At 25.1% G+C, this 291-nt stretch carries 1 protein-coding gene; it reads left to right on the top strand.

Features of this window, described 5'->3' with window-relative positions:
* The coding region (locus F7018_RS18630) for a hypothetical protein (RefSeq protein ID WP_175578781.1) at window positions 1-291 on the top strand (291 nt) is incomplete at both ends.

Genomic DNA, 291 nt, shown 5'->3' with positions numbered 1-291 from the left:
GGTCATGCAAATAAGATATATGATAAAAATTGGGAATTTGATTTTTTAATTCCTAGATATTCGGATGAATTTATTAATGTTGAATTTTTATGTGATTTTCATAGCTGGATTGGAGAAAAACCAAGTTTTTTTTCAGGAATACCTATTTCAAAACGAATGAAAGAAGTTTTAGAAAAATTCAATTTATATCCAAATAAGTTTTACGATGCGAAAGTATTATTTAATGGAGAGTATCATGAATATTACATATGGCAATTTTTTCTAGATGGTTTTGATAAATTCGTTGATTTA

It is taken from the genome of Tenacibaculum aiptasiae (genome assembly GCF_008806755.1).
GTDB lineage: Bacteria > Bacteroidota > Bacteroidia > Flavobacteriales > Flavobacteriaceae > Polaribacter > Polaribacter aiptasiae.
This window is presented reverse-complemented; position numbering and strand designations above follow the sequence as displayed.